This is a genomic window from Mobilibacterium timonense (assembly GCF_900155555.1).
Lineage (GTDB): Bacteria > Bacillota > Clostridia > Peptostreptococcales > Anaerovoracaceae > Allobaileyella > Allobaileyella timonense.
The window spans coordinates 383,461-402,238 of record NZ_FUHN01000006.1; the positions used below are offsets into that span (position 1 = coordinate 383,461).

The 18,778-nt window shown below is 56.1% G+C and carries 14 protein-coding genes and 1 riboswitch; of the genes, 13 read left to right on the forward strand and 1 reads right to left on the reverse strand.

All coding sequences use genetic code 11. From position 1 onward, the window contains the following. Positions 1-67 precede the first annotated feature (67 nt). Positions 68-2,191 (forward strand): CocE/NonD family hydrolase, encoded by a 2,124-nt coding sequence (locus tag BQ7382_RS02645; RefSeq protein ID WP_077390580.1) that lies wholly within the window; start codon positions 68-70, stop codon positions 2,189-2,191. A 198-nt stretch (positions 2,192-2,389) separates the two neighbouring features. On the opposite strand, the gene BQ7382_RS02650 is transcribed toward BQ7382_RS02645, so the two are convergent. Continuing rightward, positions 2,390-3,025, reverse strand: coding sequence for an NfeD family protein (locus BQ7382_RS02650; protein ID WP_077390581.1), 636 nt, complete (start codon positions 3,023-3,025; stop codon positions 2,390-2,392). 1,605 nt (positions 3,026-4,630) lie between these two features. Here BQ7382_RS02650 and BQ7382_RS02655 point away from each other — a divergent pair. The 12 genes from BQ7382_RS02655 to BQ7382_RS02715 all read left to right on the forward strand — a co-directional run bounded on the left by BQ7382_RS02655 (position 4,631) and on the right by BQ7382_RS02715 (position 18,770). Then, on the forward strand, positions 4,631-5,875 hold the full coding sequence (locus tag BQ7382_RS02655; RefSeq protein ID WP_077390582.1) for an MGDG synthase family glycosyltransferase: 1,245 nt from the start codon (positions 4,631-4,633) through the stop codon (positions 5,873-5,875). After that, entirely contained in the window at positions 5,865-6,665 is an 801-nt protein-coding gene (locus tag BQ7382_RS02660) for a polysaccharide deacetylase family protein (protein WP_077390583.1), read from the forward strand. Before BQ7382_RS02655 ends, BQ7382_RS02660 begins: the two co-directional genes overlap by 11 nt. Positions 6,666-6,775: 110 nt before the next feature. Further along, a complete protein-coding gene (locus tag BQ7382_RS02665; protein WP_077390584.1) occupies positions 6,776-7,498 on the forward strand; it encodes a response regulator transcription factor in 723 nt (240 codons plus the stop codon). Continuing rightward, the gene (locus BQ7382_RS02670; protein ID WP_077390585.1) at positions 7,488-9,143 is read left to right on the forward strand and encodes a sensor histidine kinase; all 1,656 of its coding nucleotides are present in this window, start codon (positions 7,488-7,490) and stop codon (positions 9,141-9,143) included. Before BQ7382_RS02665 ends, BQ7382_RS02670 begins: the two co-directional genes overlap by 11 nt. A gap of 327 nt (positions 9,144-9,470) precedes the next feature. After that, the gene (locus BQ7382_RS02675; RefSeq protein ID WP_077390586.1) at positions 9,471-12,128 is read left to right on the forward strand and encodes a cation-translocating P-type ATPase; all 2,658 of its coding nucleotides are present in this window, start codon (positions 9,471-9,473) and stop codon (positions 12,126-12,128) included. Positions 12,129-12,233: 105 nt separating this feature from the next. Beyond that, a riboswitch (TPP riboswitch) is annotated at positions 12,234-12,342 on the forward strand. Between the two features lie 107 nt (positions 12,343-12,449). Continuing rightward, positions 12,450-12,719 (forward strand): phosphomethylpyrimidine synthase ThiC, encoded by a 270-nt coding sequence (locus BQ7382_RS02680; RefSeq protein WP_331465907.1) that lies wholly within the window; start codon positions 12,450-12,452, stop codon positions 12,717-12,719. A gap of 177 nt (positions 12,720-12,896) precedes the next feature. Then, the gene (gene thiS, locus BQ7382_RS02685) at positions 12,897-13,091 is read left to right on the forward strand and encodes a sulfur carrier protein ThiS (RefSeq protein WP_077390587.1); all 195 of its coding nucleotides are present in this window, start codon (positions 12,897-12,899) and stop codon (positions 13,089-13,091) included. A 3-nt stretch (positions 13,092-13,094) separates the two neighbouring features. Then, positions 13,095-13,721, forward strand: coding sequence for a sulfur carrier protein ThiS adenylyltransferase ThiF (gene thiF / locus BQ7382_RS02690; protein WP_077390588.1), 627 nt, complete (start codon positions 13,095-13,097; stop codon positions 13,719-13,721). A 174-nt stretch (positions 13,722-13,895) separates the two neighbouring features. Further along, complete coding sequence (locus BQ7382_RS02695) at positions 13,896-14,678, forward strand: thiazole synthase (RefSeq protein ID WP_077390589.1); 783 nt, start codon at positions 13,896-13,898, stop codon at positions 14,676-14,678. Positions 14,679-14,688: 10 nt separating this feature from the next. Further along, positions 14,689-15,951, forward strand: coding sequence for a 2-iminoacetate synthase ThiH (thiH, locus tag BQ7382_RS02700; RefSeq protein WP_077390590.1), 1,263 nt, complete (start codon positions 14,689-14,691; stop codon positions 15,949-15,951). Positions 15,952-16,290: 339 nt separating this feature from the next. Continuing rightward, positions 16,291-16,884 carry a thiamine phosphate synthase gene (locus BQ7382_RS02705; RefSeq protein WP_077390591.1) on the forward strand — a complete coding sequence of 198 codons (594 nt, stop codon included), beginning with the start codon at positions 16,291-16,293 and terminating at the stop codon, positions 16,882-16,884. Positions 16,885-17,993: 1,109 nt separating this feature from the next. Further along, positions 17,994-18,770, forward strand: coding sequence for a response regulator transcription factor (locus tag BQ7382_RS02715; protein ID WP_077390593.1), 777 nt, complete (start codon positions 17,994-17,996; stop codon positions 18,768-18,770). Positions 18,771-18,778: the final 8 nt, after the last annotated feature.

Here is an 18,778-nt window from a genome sequence, read left to right on the forward strand (position 1 = left end):
CGGGATGTTCCGCTGCGATGCGGCGGGGCGGTCCTATGGACCATACGAACAGAATTGGAGGTTGGTTATGTACGATTCGGATCAGCAGCTGAGACCTGTATTCAAGGATGGCGTGGCGCAGCCGGTATTTCCTTTTACCGACGGAAAGACGGGCGCGGCCTACGACAGGAATGCATCGCACGTCGTGAGGTACTGCGTCTACGTGGAGACGGACTTCGACATGGACGGGGATGGAAAAAGGGACCTGGTAAAAGCCTTCGTTCAGGTGCCGAGGGCAGCGGCTCTCGGGAGCTACAAGGCGCCTGTTGTCTATGAGGCCCGGCCGTATTCCTCCGGCATACAGGGGGACGCCTACGACCACATGAAAGAGGTGGACCACGGGAATTTCAAGGCTTTTCCTGACGACGGCCTCGAAAACCAGTGCGGCGGAAGGGCTCCGGAAAAGGAGATCACCACTCTGGAAGCCGCGGAGATCGCGGATCCTGCAGACTGGTACTACGAGGACAAGGGCAGAGGTGAGGGAGTCACCTGCTACGACAACATCGACTTATATGACTACTACCTCGTGAGAGGATATGCGGTGGTCCAGAGCGCCGGGATCGGCACCCTCGGTTCCGAGGGCTTCGAGTACACGGGCTCTTACTATGAAAGAGACGGATTCAAGGCCGTAGTCGAGTGGCTCCACGGAGACAGGATCGGCTTCGCGGACAGGGCCGGCACCATGGAGGTAAAAGCCGACTGGTGCAGCGGAAAGGTGGCCATGACTGGGCGGTCCTACGGAGGCACCATGCCTTTTGCAGTTGCCACCACCGGCGTTGAGGGCCTGGAGACCATAGTTCCTGTCGCGGGCATCGCCGACTGGTACAGCTTCCTGAACCAGCAGGGCGCACAGAGATACTGGCCGCAGGAGATGCTCATGAGCTTCCTGTCTTACTACTGCTCCAGCCGCTACAACGACCCGGAGCTCACCCCTGAGATGAGGGAGAAGATCCTCAGCTTCCACAACTGGTTCGCGGAGAAGCAGCTGGAGGGCGGATTCGATTATGACAGAGAGTTCTGGGATCCGGGCAACTACACACTGAACTGGGAGAAGATCAGGTGCAGCGCGCTCATCATCCACGGCTTCAACGACGAGAACGTTTCCACGAAGCAGTTCGAGATGATGCACGACTCCTTTGAAAAGGCCGGCAAGGACGTAAAACTGGTACTCCACCAGGGATTCCACTTCACCCCGACCATGGCCACCAAGGGATACGGCATCTCCGTCGACGGACAGAACTACGATGACCTGGTAAACAAGTGGCTTTCCCACTATCTTTTCGACCAGGAGAACGGCGCCGAGAACATGCCTGGCGTCCTGGCTCAGGACAACCTGGATCAGCACAACTGGGTGAAGGAAGACAGCTGGCACACCGGCAAAAACATCGCTCTCTCCAGCACAGACGCCGGCAACGTAACTCTTGACACGGAATGGAAGGCGGCAGGCGTGGACGCCGACAACTTCGACGAGAAGATGAGCCTCAGCTCCACCAACATGAACATGAGACTCTCAACAGACGAGCTGAAAAAGACTCTCACCATCCAGGGCACCGTCAAGGTCGACTTCAGCGCTGCACTGAAGACCGGGAACAAGGCCACGTTCTTCGACGGCGAGAACGCAAACGATGCCGACAAGATCACCATGAAGCTCGGCTCAGCCGCCGGAAAAATGGACGACGTAAAGCTTACAGTACTCCTCTGCGACGTCTGCGACCAGGAGTTCGAGAGCGTTCGTACCACAGATGCATCCAGGAATGTGGTACCGCTCAGGACCGTTGAGGAAAAGGTCATCGACAACGGCCCAGGCCTGCCGAGATTCGATCGCGTGGAGTTCGAGACCACCTCGAAAAAATACAGAGTCTTTTCCAGGGCATACATCGACCTGTGCAACCCTGACTCCGGCTACGCCCCGGAGACCTCTGAGAAGAGCATCGAGCTCAATTATGGAGAGTTCCACGACTATCACTGCTACCTGAACGCCACAAGATACACATTGGCGCCGGGGCACAGGCTGGAGATCGTCATCGGAACGGAGGATCCGGTGAACTGCCTGATCCACAAGAACTACTCCGTGGAGGTCGGCAGTTCCGTTTCCGCAGAGGTGCCGGTGACGGATATAACGGAAGAAAAAATGGAGATCAGGATGATCTAGAGCGCCGACGCGTCGACGGGAGGATCATGACCACCAGTTGAAGGAGAAGAAAAGAGCAGCAGATGGCGGGTCTGCTGCTCTTTTCGTAAACTCCTATGGAAAACGCAGGCAATTATGCGAAACTCCTATGGAAAACGCAAGATTTTTTGCAAAAGTCATAGGACTTTTTGCAAAGACCGGGAACTGGATCGCTACATCTCATTCCGACTGTTCGGGTCCGACACCCAGATCATCTCCTTCAGCCTGGTCTGCTTCCTCCGGCAGCACGACGATCCTTGATCCCCTGACGTCGGTCGCCTTCACCCGGGCACCCGCCGGAATGACTTTTTTCGAGATGACCTTTACTTTTTCCCCCTCAAGATCCACAAGTCCTTTGCCGTTTATCTCGCCGACGGCCGTTCCCGCGCGACCGACGAACTTTGATTCCAGGGCCTCCCGCCTGTTGTCCGCGGCCGTGCTGATCAGTATCTGGATCACGATGGTGATCAGGACGAGCACTGCGGTCATGATCGGCGAAAGCATGAGCAGGGCTATGGCGATGGACACGATGATGGCGCCGTTTGCGTTTGAGCCGGCGCTCTGGGATCTGCCGTACCAGAACGGGAGATCAAGGTGCCTTTCCACGGCGAAGATCACGATGGCGTAGACGTAGAGCAGCAGACCGATGATGTGCAGCCACGAACCGGAAAGCGAGTAGTTGGCTGCGGTCTCCCCGGTTCTGGTGTCAACTCCCAGGCTCGCGATCAGGGCTGGGATCGTGAGCCTGAAAAGAAAGGTGAGCACGATTATGCCAATGACCTGACTCGGTTTGATGTGTTTGGAAAAGCGTTTCATAAGACACCTCCGTTTCTGAGAGGTCCACGGCTTGCGGCGGCGCCAGCATCTGTTTGTGCCAGCCTGCGCCGCTGGCTTCCATGGCGCCGTTGGTGGTTGGCGGGGCCGTTGCTGGCTCGCGCCGCTGGCAGTTGGCGGGGCAAGGCGCCGGTTGGCGGGGCAAGGCGCCGCGCCGGCTCGCGTCACTGGCGGCTGCCTGATGCTGGTTTGCGCTACCGCGTTGTGCGACGCTTGCACTGAAGTGGCTCGCGCCGTTGGCGGTTGCCAGTGCTGTGGACTCTCTTCCTGATCCCATATATATCACGAAAAACTCCGATGTTAAGAAAAAACGCTCATTAAACGCTCATTTTTCGGGTATACCAACCGTAGAGTCGGGCGGTGAGACCGAATGTCAGAGATTCTGTGATGAGTTGTGGCCAGAGAGCAGTACAGAACGCGATTCCAGTTGAAAGTACTGCTCGTGGTTGGGCCTTCTTGGTCAGCGCATGCTCCGGGTCTCATATGTGAGTCATATGATAGTTAATGTATACGTTCGTGAGACCGATGTGTGTGACCGGTTAAGTAGATGACGTGGGTGAGATGTGCCTGGTGTATGTTTATGCGATACATTGTATGTGAACATCCACAATTTCGAATGAAATTGTGGATACCGCTTCTTTGAGATGAAGCTTTTCCAGGGGAAACACGGATTTTCGGCGTTTCCCCTGGAAAAGCTACCGGTCTATCACCATGAAAAAAGAACAATATAATACAATCCTCGACCTGGCGGCTGCAAGTCGCCAGATGGTCACAGTAAGCAGGCTCTATTAGTCACAAAATCATATCAGTAAGACTCAATATCTTGATGCTGTGAGACCAGTTCTCGCTTGAAGACAGAATAAAAATGCTTTTTCAATTCATTGCTTCCTCAGTGCCTCTGATCGCAGAAAAAAATTCCAGGGGAAACGCCGAAAAAGGGGTATGTAGAGTGGAATTAAAATTTTTCATAAAAATACACAGCAGATTTGGGAAACTGTATTGATGCTTTGAGAGGAAAATTTTCGGAACTGTCTATTTACAATTCCGAAAATTTATGATTGCCTTGCGGTGCGCAGGCGACTGGACGTCGCCTGCGTTTTTTCTCGCTTCAAGCGCATCGCGCCTCTCCACGCCAAGCGCATCGCGCCCACGCAGGTGCGGCCAGCACGCGATACAACGACATTAGTGCGCGTATCGCGGACAACACTTGCAAAACGCGCATCGCGCCTCTCCACGCCAAGCGCATTACGCTCACGCAGGTGCGGCCAGCATGCAATACAACGACATTAGTCCGCGTATCGCGGACAACACTTGCAAAACGCGCATCGCGCCTCTCCACGCCAAGCGCATCGCGCCCACGCAGGTGTGGCCAGCACGCGAAGCAACAACATTAGTCCGCGTATCGCGGACACCACTTGCAAAACGCGCATCACGCGCCGCTTGCGCATCGCGCTTTTCTGCTCCTGCCGCAAGCGCAACGCGCCGCCCCATCTGCTTTTAAGGAAATCTTAAGGCTGGTGTTCAAGGCCCTTAAGATTGCTTCCCTATACTTGATATCGTTGATCGAGAGAGAAGGAGGCGGAGAACTTGAACATTCTGATCCTCACAGCCAGATTCGGTATGGGACATGTCAAGGCGGCGGAGGCCGTGGAAGAGAAGCTGGGGGCCGACCCGCGCTTCGGGAAAGTGGAGACGGTGGATTTTATAGACTACCTTTTCCCGCATATCAGCAGAAAAATATACAGCACCTTCAACAGGATGGTGTTTCACAATACAGAACTGTACAACAAGGCAATCGACGCCACGGATAACGTGAGCCTGCTGCCGATGAAGGCCTACATATCATGGAAGATAGGCAGTCTCATCCGCCAGAAGGACGCTGACGGGATAATAGCGATCTTTCCCTGCTGTTCAAGATACGTGGCGGCGTACAAGGAGTTCACGGGAGACGACATCCCGCTGTACACATGCATCACCGACATCCATCCACACAACGAGTGGATAGCCGACCACACTGACGGGTATTTTGCAGGAAGCATGGAGACCAGGCAGCAGCTCATCGAGAGGGGCGTGTCGCCGGACCGCATCTGGGTGACCGGCATCCCGGTCCGCAGGGAGTTCACGGAAAAAAATCATCATCGCCCGTCGGAGGCTCCGGGGTCCCGCATGGCAGATGGGATGCCAGAGGGTTCGGCCTTCAGCGAGGCGACTCAAATGCCGGCAGGTTCGGCCCGCAGCGAGGCAACTCAGTTGCCGGAAGCTACGTCTCCGCGCATCCTGGTCATGGGCGGAGGTCTCGGCCTCGCCTCTGATCAGGAAAAGCTGGATAAGCTGCTCTCGGCCGTGGTAGGCAGATACGGCGCAGAGGTCACAGTGGTCTGCGGCAGCAATGCAGAGAGGAAGGCGGAGCTCGAGAGGGAGCATCCGGAGTTCCGGACGCTTGGATTCACAGATGAGGTGGACAGCCTCATGAGAGACTCCGACCTGCTCATAACGAAGCCGGGAGGGATCACTCTTTTTGAGGCCATCGAAACGGGGATCCCGCTGCTCTTCATCGAGCCGGAACTCAGCCAGGAGGTCTACAACGCCCGGTTCGCCGAGCGCCACGGGATCGCGAAAGTTTTCTGGTCGGGTGATGAGGTAACCCCGGAGGGGCTCATGTCTTTTCTGAGAGACGGGCGCGAGATGGAAAAAATGGAGAGGCACATGGCCGACCTCAGGTGGTTGTACGGAAGGGTCAGCATGACGGACGCCATCGACGCCATCGCAAGAAATACAGGAAGAAACAACGGCGGCCAGAGCCGGATAGGAGCGTTGAGCTATGGCTATTAGTGGAAAAAGTTTTTTTGCTGCCGCGGCAGTCGCGGCTGGCCTGTATCACCTGGCCCCCACGGCCAGAGAGAAGTACAGCTACATGCTCAGCACCAGGCGCGTCAGGAGCATGAAGGCAGGCGCCGGATCAGGTACTGGCACTGGCAGCGCTGAAAGCGCCGGCAATAGCGCAGGTGATGGCGCCTTCGGCGCCACAGAAGAAAAAAAAGTGATCTACCTCACCTTCGACGACGGTCCGGGAGAGCACACATTGGAGCTCCTGGACCTGCTGGAGGAATACGACGTGAAGGCCAGCTTTTTTGTGGTCACGGAATTCGTGGAGAAATACCCGGAGGCGGTGATAAGAATGAAGGATGACGGGCACCTGGTGGGACTCCACTCCTGGCGACACAGGAGCGCACTGCTCGCGTCCGGGGGCTTCACGAAAGAGTCTTTTTCCAGATCCATGAAGACCCTGAAAAAACTGGGTATCAGTCCGAAACTTTACAGGGCTCCCTGGGGGGAGATAAACAGAGAGACCATTCTGCAGACGGACAGGCTCGGGATGGAGCGTGTCTACTGGACCGTGATGGCAGAGGACTGGCGCGGAGGCCAGCCGGCGAATGTCACGGCCGGGAAGCTCCTGGCCAGGACGGGTCCTGAGGACGTGATCTGCATCCACGACGGAAGAGGGAGCAACGACGCGCCCGCCAGAACGATAGAAGCCCTGAAAATGGTGCTTCCCGTATGGAAAAGTGAAGGATACGAGTTCCGGACACTGGACCAGAGGGAATGCCCGGTGAGAGGATAGAGGAAGTTTTTTGCAGGTACAGCGAGGAAGACAGGGAAAAATAAATGGAGGAAATCGGTAGAAATCGGCCTGAAGTGAATGTAAGATTGGTGCTGAAGGAGGAAGAACTTATGAAATACACGGTTCTGGTGGCAGAGGACGACAAGGACATTGCTAATCTGCTGAAGCTGTATCTCACCAGCAGCGGATACGAGGTCATGGTCGCCGGAAACGGCCAGGAGGCTTACGAAATGGCCGTTGATAACCCGCCGGACATCGGGATCTTCGACATCATGATGGACAAGATGAACGGGTATGAGCTCACCATGAAACTGAGAGAGAAATACAGCTTTCCAATAATCTTTCTCTCTGCGAAAAACATGGACAGCGACAAGATCCTGGGCCTTGACCTGGGGGCGGACGACTACATGACCAAGCCTTTCAACCCGCTGGAAGTGGTGGCCAGGGTGAAGTCCAATCTCAGGAGATACTACGACCTCAAGGGCCCCGCAGGGCAGGACGGTCAGGAAGAGAGCCACGAAAGAGAGATCCTCAATGTGAAGGACCTTGTCCTGGATAAAGACGGGAAGACGGTGACCCAGGACGGCAGGGAACTGGTCCTCACGTCGACGGAATTCAAGATACTGGCCCTTCTCATGAAGGAGCCGGGAAGGGTGTTCACCAAGCAGCAGATCTGCGAGAACGTGATCGGTGACTACTTCCAGTCCGACGACAACAGCATCATGGTGCACATCTCGAATCTCAGAGACAAGCTGGGAGACGACTTCAGGCATCCCAAGTACATCAGGAACATAAGGGGTCTCGGGTACAAGATTGAAAAAGATGATCAATAAATACAAGGGGATCAGAGTGAAGCGGGGGAGCTTCATAAACACGATAGTCCGGAACTACATCATCTTCTCCGCTCTTCTGATAGTCCTGATCTATGCCGTGGCATACCTCACCAGCTACAACACATATGAATCGACCATCGATAATGGAGTGAAAAAGCTGGCATCTGCCTACAGAGAGGCAGATGATCTCGATAAGGTGAAATACCAGAAGTACATCGGAAATGGAAGCGGTGTCGTTATCCTGGACCGCAGCGGGAAGACGGTCTACATCAAGGGCAGATGCCCGGTGAAGACCTTCACCCAGGATTCAATAAAGCTCATCCCGAAAAACGATGAGATAGTAGATGTGGACATACACACATCGACGAGAGGAGACGGTGAAAAGGTACTCTTTATACAGAGGAGGTGGACCACCGACATCTATTCGGAATACATCGATTCTGCGGACACGGATGTGCTGGACACGAAGCACAACGTCATATATTCCACGAAATTCCCTGACAAGACAAAATACACGAATGATGAATATAAGGTCCTCACTGGAAAGTTCGGGAAGGACATAAGCATCATCAAGACCGGGCTGCGGCTCGATGGGAAGAAGTATACTCTCGTGGCGTTCCAGAAGCTGGACATGGTGTCCGCCATGAACCGCCGGGAGAGGAACACCCTCCTGATAGTCGCAGGAACCATCGTTGCCTACGTGCTGATGATACTCATCTTTTCCAGGCTCATCACCAGGAAGGTGAAAAAACCTGTCAACGCCCTGGAGCGGGCCATGAGCGACGTGAGCCAGGGAAAGACCGGAGGTCTCATAGTATACGACGGCCCTACAGAGTTCGTGGACATGTGCGACAGCTTCAACGTCATGTCAAAGAAGCTCGAGGAATCGGAGAAGGAGAACCAGGCCATGAGGGATGCCCAGCAGAAGATGATCTCCGGGATCGCTCACGATCTGAAGACTCCGGTCACCGTGATCCAGGGATACGCCAAGGCCATAAACGACGGCCTCGTGGACGACCAGGAGAAGTACCTCAAGACCATCGAGGAAAAGTCCCAGCGCCTCACGGAGCTCATCGACGAGTTCCACCAGTACGCCATGATGAACAGGCCGGATCTGAAGCTGAACATAGAGACCGTTGACATCTGCGAGTACACCAGAGAGTATCTCGCAGGAAGGTACCCGGAGATGGACATCGAGGGCAGGCACCTTTCCCTGGACATCCCGGACGACTGCATCCCTGTGAGGATAGACAAGTCCCGCTTCAACAGGGTGTACAACAACATAGTAAACAACTATCTCAAGTACTGCGGCGAAAATTCCACCTTCTACTGCTCCATATACCAGCGTGACGACAAGGCCGTGATAACCCTGGGCGACGATGGTCCGGGCATTCCCGCAGAAGTCCGGAAGACCATCTTCGATCCTTTTGTAAAAGGAGACTCCTCCAGGGCCTCCGGAGGATCCGGCCTCGGTCTATCCATCGCCAGAGACGTGGTGAGGGGCTGCGGAGGAAATATCATCCTCACGGATTATCCGGCGGATCCGATGAAGACCGAGTTCGTGATAACTCTGCCTGTCTGGCAGGAAGAGGGAGAGGACCGGAGCTCCCGCAGGACCGATGCCGGATCCGGGGAGGAAAAATAGAAAAATTCACATTTTCTCCTTGATGAAAGCCAGAATGATGGTAAAATATCCCTCGTACAAAAAAGAGAGACTTGTACAGAAAAGACGAGATGATCACATGATCATGGGATACAGGGAGTAGTTGGCCGGATCGCATCGAGCGTGATCCGGTTGCTGCATTCGTCATGCCGCTGCCGTATGGCAGCCGGATGCAGCGCGGTTTACATAAACGACGACGAGACTTTATCACAGACAAATCTGTGGTGAAGTCTTTTTTGTTTCCCCGGAGCCGGGTGGTGACGGGGATGAGTCAGCTCTGTGTTTCACCAGAAGAAAAGGAGTCTGCGTATGGAAAAGAGAAAGTACTGGCTGGAGGATTCCGGCCAGGTCATGGCTGACCTGGGGACGGGAGAGAATGGTCTTTCAGCCGTAGAGGCGGAAGAGAGGCTTAAGAAATACGGCTACAACAAGCTGAAGGAGGCGCCGAAGGATTCTGCGATGAAGCGGTTCCTGGCACAGCTGAAGGATCCGATGATCGTGATCCTGCTGGTGGCAGCCTTCATATCGGCGGTCCTGGATGTTTTTGAGGGAAAGACCCCGTACGACACCCTGATCATCGCCTTTGTGGTCATTGTTAACGGCATTCTTGGCGTGGTCCAGGAGAGCAAGGCAGAAGCCGCCATCGAGGCCCTGAAGAAGATGTCGGAATCCACTAACAGAGTTCTTCGGGGCGGTGAGACCGTGTTCGTGAAGAGCTCTGATCTCGTCCCGGGAGACATCGTCCTCCTGGAGGCGGGAGATGCGGTCCCTGCGGACGCCAGGATAATCGAGTCCGCCAGCATGAAGATCGAGGAGGCTGCACTGACTGGAGAGTCCGTTCCTGTGGACAAGACCACCGGAGCCCTGCAGTCTGATGACGGTGAGATCCCTCTGGGCGACAGGACCAACATGGCCTTCATGGGCAGCACCGTCGTATACGGAAGAGGCCGCGCTGTGATCACCGGCACTGGTATGGACACCGAGATGGGCCAGATCGCCGACGCCATAACCCAGGCTAAGAGCGGCCTCACTCCGCTCCAGATCAAGCTCGCCCAGCTGAGCCACATCCTCACGAGGGTGGTCCTGGGAGTCTGTATCTTCATTTTCGCCTTCGACATGATCAAGTCCTTCATGTCGGGGCAGCAGCCGGGACTTTCAAACATCCTGAACTTCTTCATGATAGCGGTGTCCCTGGCCGTGGCCGCCATCCCGGAGGGGCTGGTGGCAGTGGTGACCATAGTCCTTTCCATCGGCGTCACCAACATGTCCAAGAAGAACGCGATCATAAGAAAGATGTCCGCGGTGGAGACCCTGGGGTGCACCCAGATCATCTGCTCGGACAAGACAGGAACGCTTACAAAAAACAAGATGACCGTCACACAGGAGTATTCTCCTGACGAGAAGCTCCTGGCCACGGCCATGGGCCTTTGCAACGACAGCCAGATCAACGGCGACGGAAAAACGGTCATCGGAGAGCCAACGGAAGCGGCACTCGTGGAGTACGGCATCTCAGCAGGTCTCCCGAAGACCGCTCTCGAGGAAAAGCAGCCGAGGATCGGCGAGGTGCCTTTCGACTCCGGCCGCAAGATGATGTCCACCGTCCACGACAAGGACGGCCAGATCATCCAGTACACCAAGGGCGGGCTGGACGAGATCCTCAGGAACTGCACCCACGTCCTGACAGAGGACGGAGTGGTCCCGATCAGCGAGGAGCTGGTTGACCACATCACATCCGAGAACAAGAAGATGGCCGACCAGGCCCTCAGGGTCCTGGCATGCGCCTACAAGACATACGACGAGAAGCCTGAGGAGTGGACGAGCGCCGCTCTGGAAAATGACCTTACTTTCATCGGGATCTGTGGCATGATCGACCCGGTTCGCCCGGAGGTCGAGGCCGCGATCAAGGAATGCCGCGAGGCCGGCATCACTCCAGTGATGATCACAGGAGACCACAAGGACACCGCGGTGGCCATAGCAAAGGAGCTGGGTATCATCACCGACAGCAGCCAGGCGGTCACCGGAGCGGAGCTCGGACAGATGAGCGACGAGGAGTTCAAGTCCAGGATCAGGGACATCCGGGTGTACGCAAGAGTGCAGCCTGAGCACAAGACCCGCATCGTAAGGACCTGGCAGGAGCTCGGATACGTCACGGCCATGACCGGAGACGGCGTCAACGACGCGCCTTCCATCAAGGCCGCGGACATCGGCCTCGGAATGGGCATCACAGGAACTGATGTGACCAAGAACGTTGCGGACATGATCCTGGCGGACGATAACTTCGCCACTATAGTATCCGCCGTAGCAGAGGGAAGGCGCGTATATGACAACATCAGGAAGGCGATACAGTTCCTCCTGAGCTCGAACCTGGCAGAGGTGATCTCAGTTTTCCTGGCATCCGTCATGGGCTTCACCATACTGATGCCGACGCACCTGCTTTTCATAAACCTGATCACCGACTGCTTCCCGGCGCTTGCCCTCGGAGTCGAGGCCCCGGAGAAGGACATCATGAACAGGGAGCCGAGGAAAAAGGACGAAGGCATCCTCGCGGGAGGCATGGGCTTCGACACCCTGTATCAGGGCATAGTGGTTACGATCCTCACCATGACCGCGTATTTCATCGGCAGGAGCGGGGACGGTTCCATCGGCGCCGACGGCTTCAGCAGCCTGGGCGTGACCATGGCGTTCTTCGTGATGTCCATGTGTGAGATCTTCCACTCCTTCAACATGAGATCGAGGCGTGAGAGCATCTTCAAAATGGGAAGCCTGAACAAGCCGCTTCTCCTGGCGATGCTGGCATCGCTGGCCCTCACCACGCTGATCGTGGAGGTGCCTGCGCTGGCGAGCATGTTCCAGTTCAGAGAGGGAGGCCTGGACCCTGAGCACTACATGATCTCCTTCGGACTCTCGATCCTTGTGATCCCGATCGTGGAGATAGTGAAGCTGATCCAGAGAAAAACCGGAAAGTAACTGAAAACAGCGAGGCTGCCGCGTTTCAGACGAAATGCGGCGGCCTCTTTTCCTTGACAATCCCATCACAGGGGAATATCATTTTCCGCGGAATGACAACTGAATAGTTTTATCACAGGAGTGCCCTGAACTGGGCTGAGATATGGCGAGCAGACATAAATCCTTATTACCTGATCAGAGTAATTTCTGCGTAGGGATGATATCAATATACACGGTCCGCATTGCTATCCTGCAGTGCGGATCTTTCTTTTGTGAGAAAACGAAAAAACGGCGTTCCAGATGAGATTTTCAGCTTCATGACATTAAATCGGAGGATCAGAAATGGAAAGAACGTACAAGACCCAGATGGATGCGGCGAGGCAGGGCATCCCGGGCGCCAGAGACAGGGACGACCGCATGGCGGAGGCCAGGAAAAACCTCGACTGGGACGCCCAGTACGCCGAGGCCCTTGATCCTGAGAGGGCGAAGGCCATCAGAGACAGCAGGCTCCCAGAGGACGACCACAGCGACACCTGTTCCATGTGCGGAAAGTTCTGCGCCGTGAGGAGCATGAACAAGGCGCTGGCGGGAGAGATGATAGACATACTGTAGCTTTTCGGGGCGGTGCGGAAGAGCGCGCCCGAGGAGTGTGCAAGAAGTGGGCACTGCACGAAAGCGTCAGCAGAGTGTGGCAGATGAGCTTTTCACGCGAGAGCGTCTTACAGGCAAAGCGGCAGCCACAGCACATGACTGCAGCACGTGATAGCACATGAGCAGAAAGAGAGAAAAATGGTAAAGATAAATGGTGAAATGACGGGCGCCGCCGGGACCGTCCTCGAGGATCTCCTCCTGGAAAAGGGCTACAACATGAAGTTCATAGCCGTGGAGATCAACGAGCATATAGTAAAGAAGGCAGACTACCCGGAGACCGTCCTGCAGGACGGCGACTCCGTGGAAGTGGTGTCCTTCGTGTCGGGAGGCTAGAAGATGGTGACGGAAAAAGAGCTTTTTGACGCCCTCGCTTCGAGGCACACGGTGGAGGGCCAGGAAAAGATCTCCCGCGCCTCGGTGGCCATCTGCGGCCTCGGCGGCCTGGGGTCTAACGTGGCCATCCACCTGGCACGATGCGGAGTGGGCCGCCTTCACCTGCTGGACTTCGACAGGGTGGACCTGCCGAACATCAACAGGCAGCAGTACAGGCTCGACCAGATCGGAATTCCAAAGACCGAGGCACTTAAAGACGAGCTCAGGGAATTCGCCCCGTATATAGACATCGTGACCGATCAGGTGAAGCTCACGCCGGAGAATATCCCTGAGCTCCTGAAGGACGAGCACTACATAGTTGAGGCATTCGACAAGGCCGACCAGAAGGCCATGCTCTGCAACTCCGTCTTGGAGGAACTCCCTGGTGCGGTCCTGATCGCGGGCTCAGGCATGGCCGGATACGGAAAGAGCAACGACATTGAGACCCGCCGCATATCCTCCCGCTTCTACGTATGCGGAGACGGAGAGACGGGGCTGGAGCAGGCCGGCACACTCTTTTCCCCGAGAGTGGCCATATGTGCGGTCCACCAGGCGAACCTGGTGATACAGCTGATCATGGACGGGGAATGATGTAAAAAACAGGCCGCCGCGCAGTCACGCCGGCGACCGATGAAAGAAAGATGGCCGCCACGTAGTCACGTCGGCGACCGATGAAAGTAAGATGGCCGCCACGTAGTCACGTCGGCGACCGATGAAAGAAAGATGGCCGCCACGTAGTCACGCCGGCGACCGGAGGAGGAGAAAATGGCAGAAGAGATAAGAAACGACAGCTGGGAGCTCGGCGGACACAGGTTCACATCGAGGTTCATACTGGGATCCGGAAAGTATTCGCTGGATCTGATCAAGGCGGCGGTGGAAAACGCCGGCGCTCAGATCATCACCCTGGCTGTCAGAAGGACGAACACTAAGGAATCGGAAAACATTCTGGACTACATCCCGGAGGGCGTCACGCTCCTTCCGAACACCTCGGGCGCAAGGAATGCGGACGAGGCCGTGAGAATCGCAAGGCTTTCAAGGGAGCTGGGCTGCGGGGACTTCGTGAAGATCGAGATCATGAGGGACTCCAAGTATCTGCTCCCGGACAACAACGAGACCATCAAGGCAACGAGGATCCTGGCGGACGAGGGCTTCGTGGTGATGCCTTACATGTATCCTGACCTCTACAGCGCCAGAGCGCTGGTAGATGCAGGAGCTGCCTGCGTGATGCCGCTGGCCGCCCCTATCGGCTCGAACGGAGGGCTTCAGACCAAGGCCTTCATCCAGATCCTCATCGATGAGCTGGACGTTCCGGTGATAGTGGATGCGGGGATCGGCCGCCCGTCCCAGGCCTGCGAGGCCATGGAGATGGGGGCAGCCGCGATCATGGCCAACACAGCCATCGCAACTGCCGGAAACGTGCCGGAGATGGCATGTGCTTTTAAAAACGCCATCGACGCCGGCCGCCAGGCCTACCTTTCCGGCCTGGGGAGAGTTTTGCAGCGCGGCGCTTCCTCCAGCGACCCGCTCACGGGATTCCTGAGAGACTAGGAGGCGCGAGATGACGGACTACGAAAAGAACGAATTTTTCCTGGACGGCAAGAACCTCACTCCCGAGGCCCTCGCGAAAAAGCACCGCATCGAGCAGGATCCTTCCGCCCGCACCGATCACATGAAGTACATGCCGGACATGGAGGTCATCCAGTCGGACATGCTGGAAAAGCTTCTCGGTGAGGTGGAGGCCTACGATCCTGCGGCCTATACCGCGGCGGACGTTCGCCGGGCCCTGGACAAGGACGACATAGGCGTTGAGGACTTCAAGGCACTGCTGTCGCCGGCGGCCGCTCCTTTTCTGGAGGAGATGGCCGTGAAGGCCAGGAACGAAACGGGAAAGCACTTCGGGAACACGGTGTACATCTTCACGCCTCTCTACCTCGCGAACTACTGTGAAAACTACTGTGTCTACTGCGGTTTCAACTGCTACAACGACATCAAGAGGCTCCAGCTCAACGAGCAGGAGATGGAGCACGAGATGAAGGTCATCGCCGACTCCGGCATCGAGGAGATCCTGATGCTCACGGGCGAGAGCAAAAAGATGAGCAGCCTGGAGTACATCGGCACGGCCTGTAAGCTTGCCCGGAAGTACTTCAGGAACGTTGGACTGGAGATCTACCCTGCAAATGTAAAGGACTACAAGTACCTGCACGAGTGCGGTGCGGATTACGTGACTGTTTTTCAGGAGACCTACGACAGCCGCCGCTACGAGGAGCTCCACCTGATGGGCCACAAGCGCGTTTTTCCATATCGCTTTTACGCCCAGGAAAGGGCGATCCTCGGCGGCATGAGGGGCGTGGGTTTCTCCGCGCTGCTCGGACTGTCCGATTTCAGGAAGGACGCTTTTGCAAGTGCCATGCACGTGTATCTGCTCCAGAGAAAGTACCCGTATGTTGAATACTCGCTGTCCTGCCCGAGGCTCAGACCGATCATCAACAACGACAAGATAAATCCGCAGGACGTACACGAAAAGGAGCTTTGCCAGGTGCTCTGCGCCTACAGGCTCTTCCTCCCGTACGTGGGGATCACCGTCTCCTCCCGGGAGAGCAAGAGCTTCCGTGACGGCATAGCAAAGATAGCCGCCACCAAGATCTCAGCCGGAGTTTCCACCGGCATCGGTGACCACGAAAGCAAGTACTCCCACACCGAGGACGACAACACCGGGGACGAGCAGTTCGAGATAGCAGACGTCAGGAGCCTGGACCAGATGTACAACGACATGTCAGGCGAGGGCCTCCAGCCGGTGCTCAACGATTACCTGTATCTGTAGCGGGCGGCCGGAACGATCACCCATGTCTGCAGTTGGAGTCCTGAGCGAATGAGCGAAAGGCCGCTGGCGGGGCGGGCGGTAACAGAGTGACCCGCTGGGTGTCCGATGGAGCGGCTGGCAGGCCTGATGTCGGCACTTTCGTTGCCCTCCGGGCTTCCGACATGATGGGCTTCCGGAACCTGGCGCCTTACGGGATGCGCCCGCTGGGCATCTGCAAACTGGTGCTCACCCCAAATGCCCGCTGGGCGTCGCAAACTTGTGTCTTACGAATATGCCCGCTGGGCGTCGCAAACTTGTGTCTTACGAATATGCCCGCTGGGCGTTTTTTCAGAAAAAAAGATGAACGAAGAATTTATTTGCGTAACAAACCGAAAACTCGTGGAAGGCGAATTCCTCTCATGGCTCGACCTGATCCTGGACCGCGGCGTCAACGGCCTATCGGCTCCGGATCGGCTGATCCTGAGGGAAAAAGACCTTTCCCCCGCAGCTTACACATCGCTTGCTCGCCGGGTCCTGGACCTGTGCAGCACAAAGGGAAAGATCTGCATCCTCCACAGCTATCCGGAGGTCGCTCTGGAGCTGCGCTGTGAGCACATCCACTTACCTCTCGAAAAACTGCGCCACATGAGCGAGGAGGAAAAAAGCTTTTTCCGGACTCTTGGGGCCAGTGTTCACAGCCCGGAGGAGGCCAGGGAAGCCGAGGCCCTCGGTGCGACCTGCGCGACCTTTGGCCACGTCTTTGTGACCGATTGCAAAAAAGGCCTCGAGCCCCGGGGCCTTGAGGCTCTCGGTTCTTGCTGTGCCGCCGTCGCCTGCCCGGTGTACGCTATCGGCGGGATCAACGAAAAAAATTATCGCGACTGCCTGAGGGCCGACGCCGCCGGAGTCTGCGTAATGTCGGACTACATGCGCGCGGCTGGGTGTCACTTGTGATCCAGGCCTCGACTGCGATTTGGGTGATACCTGCGAATCAGGTGTCACCTACGATTCGGGTCTCACAACGCTCGAACAGTGGGCCTTCAATGTTTCTGTTGTGACTATTGTGACTATTGTGTGCTTATGCAGCTAATTGCATAAAATTGTCCACAATTTCGGATGAAATTGTGGACACCGCTTTTTGAGATGAGGATTTTCCAGGGGAAACAGCCATTTTCGGCGTTTCCCCTGGAAAATCTACCGACCTATCACCTGAAAAAAAAGAACACGACAATACAATCTTCAGCTTTATTGCTGAGATCTGCAATGTGGTCACATGAGTTCAGACTCTAGAGTCACAGGGAAATAGCAATGAGACCAAATGCCTTGATACAGTGAGACCGGAGTTCACTCGAGGACAGAATAAAAATATTTTTTCCATACATTGTCTTGTCAGCACCCCAGATCGCGGAAAAAAGTTCCAGGGGAAACGCCGAAAAAGAGCATGTTATATGGAATTAAAATTTTGCATAAAAATTCGCAGCTAATTTTAGAAACTGTGCTTGTCATTTGTGCAGAAAATTCCCGGAACTGTCTATTTACAATTCCGGGAATTCATGATTTTTGCGGTGCGCAGGCGACCTGACGTCGCCTGCGTTTCTTTCCCATCGCCCCCACGCGCATCGCGCCGCCGAAGGCCCCCCAAATGGCCCGCGGCCTCAAACCGCCATCGGCGCGGCCCTCGGCCCCTCCAGCCCCGATATCGCCAGTGCCTCGCCATTTCTTGACCCGGCACCGGCTTTTCCCAAAAACGGCCGAAGGCCGCCGAAGGCCCCCAAAACGGCCCGCGGCCCCAAACCGCCATCGGCGCGGCCATCGGCCACTCCAGCCCCGATATCGCCAGTGCCTCGCCATCCCTTGACCCGGCACCGGCTTTTCGCCAAACGGCCGAAGGCCTCTCAAAGCGCATCGCACCCTAAACAGCCATCGGCCTCATTGTTTTCAATGCCCTCGGCCTCTCCAATCCCGGATGTTATAATACTTAAGAATTTCATAATGATTTTGACAGGGTCTGCTTAATCCCCCTGTTTTACCATAGACACATCGAATGGAGGACATGGACAAATATGAAGATTCTTATCTGTGACGACGACAGGGAGATCGCAAGGGCGATCGGCATCTACCTCAGGAATGCGGGATACGAGACCTGCGAGGTCTACGACGGCAGGGCTGCGGTCGAGGCTGCGAAGGACGAAGAGGTCCAGCTGATAATGATGGACGTGATGATGCCCGGAATGGACGGTATCAGGGCGACCGAGGCCATCCGCCGGGTGCGGAACATACCGATCATCATGGTCTCCGCCAAGGGCGAGAGCTACGACAAGGTAAGCGGCCTGGACTGCGGAGCCGACGACTACATCACCAAGCCTTTTGACCCGGTGGAGATGGTGGCGAGAGTGAGGGCCTGCCTCAGGAGATACAGATCCCTGGGGAGCGCAGAGGAAGCGCCATCGGTCCTTAAGACCGGCGGCCTCAGGCTTGACACCGAGACCAAGGAGGTCACCGTGGACGGCGAGGAAGTCAACCTGACACCGAAGGAATTCGGAGTCCTGAAGTTCCTCATGGAGCAGCCGGGGAGGGTCTACTCCATGGAGCAGATCTACGAGGCCGTCTGGAAGGAGCCGGCGTTCAACTTTGAGAACACCGTTGCTGTCCACATCCGCCACATTCGAGAGAAGATAGAGATAGATCCCAGGAATCCGGCGTACCTCAAGGTCCTGTGGGGCATCGGCTACAAGATCGAGAAGATCGACGAGCCCGGTAACGAGACGGAAGGTGCGTCCGGCAATAAGCCGGAAGGTGCGCCCGCAGGCGCCGGAGGCGGCCCGGGATCGGGAAAATAGTGGAGGAA

Coding starts and splice junctions, on each gene's coding strand:
- BQ7382_RS02645 (WP_077390580.1), top strand. CDS start 68: ATGTACGATTCGGATCAGCAGCTGAGACCTGTATTCAAGGATGGCGTG.
- BQ7382_RS02650 (WP_077390581.1), bottom strand. CDS start 3,025: ATGAAACGCTTTTCCAAACACATCAAACCGAGTCAGGTCATTGGCATA.
- BQ7382_RS02660 (WP_077390583.1), top strand. CDS start 5,865: ATGGCTATTAGTGGAAAAAGTTTTTTTGCTGCCGCGGCAGTCGCGGCT.
- BQ7382_RS02665 (WP_077390584.1), top strand. CDS start 6,776: ATGAAATACACGGTTCTGGTGGCAGAGGACGACAAGGACATTGCTAAT.
- BQ7382_RS02670 (WP_077390585.1), top strand. CDS start 7,488: ATGATCAATAAATACAAGGGGATCAGAGTGAAGCGGGGGAGCTTCATA.
- BQ7382_RS02675 (WP_077390586.1), top strand. CDS start 9,471: ATGGAAAAGAGAAAGTACTGGCTGGAGGATTCCGGCCAGGTCATGGCT.
- BQ7382_RS02680 (WP_331465907.1), top strand. CDS start 12,450: ATGGAAAGAACGTACAAGACCCAGATGGATGCGGCGAGGCAGGGCATC.
- thiS (WP_077390587.1), top strand. CDS start 12,897: ATGGTAAAGATAAATGGTGAAATGACGGGCGCCGCCGGGACCGTCCTC.
- thiF (WP_077390588.1), top strand. CDS start 13,095: ATGGTGACGGAAAAAGAGCTTTTTGACGCCCTCGCTTCGAGGCACACG.
- BQ7382_RS02695 (WP_077390589.1), top strand. CDS start 13,896: ATGGCAGAAGAGATAAGAAACGACAGCTGGGAGCTCGGCGGACACAGG.
- thiH (WP_077390590.1), top strand. CDS start 14,689: ATGACGGACTACGAAAAGAACGAATTTTTCCTGGACGGCAAGAACCTC.
- BQ7382_RS02705 (WP_077390591.1), top strand. CDS start 16,291: ATGAACGAAGAATTTATTTGCGTAACAAACCGAAAACTCGTGGAAGGC.
- BQ7382_RS02715 (WP_077390593.1), top strand. CDS start 17,994: ATGAAGATTCTTATCTGTGACGACGACAGGGAGATCGCAAGGGCGATC.